The sequence below is a fragment of the Actinacidiphila epipremni genome, assembly GCF_012034175.1.
GTDB classification, from domain to species: Bacteria; Actinomycetota; Actinomycetes; order Streptomycetales; family Streptomycetaceae; genus Actinacidiphila; species Actinacidiphila epipremni.
Genome location: NZ_JAATEJ010000098.1, coordinates 1 through 296, shown reverse-complemented (window position 1 = coordinate 296; position 296 = coordinate 1). Strand labels below are relative to the sequence as shown.

At 57.1% G+C, this 296-nt stretch carries 1 rRNA gene; it reads left to right on the top strand.

The features are described 5' to 3' along the window. Positions 1-296, top strand: a 23S ribosomal RNA gene (locus HCN08_RS34625); the annotation flags it as partial.

Genomic DNA, 296 nt, shown 5'->3' with positions numbered 1-296 from the left:
GTCGTCTGCCGGCGGCTGGGTGAGTCAGAAACCATTGCGATAGGCGAAGGGCATGCGAAAGGCCCGGCGTAGAGGGTAAGACCCCCGTAGCTGAAATCGTGGTGGCTTGCTTGTTCATTTCCCAAGTAGCACAGGGCCCGAGAAATCCTGTGTGAATCTGGCGGGACCACCCGCTAAGCCTAAATATTCCCTGGTGACCGATAGCGGATAGTACCGTGAGGGAATGGTGAAAAGTACCGCGGGAGCGGAGTGAAATAGTACCTGAAACCGTGTGCCTACAAGCCGTGGGAGCGTCG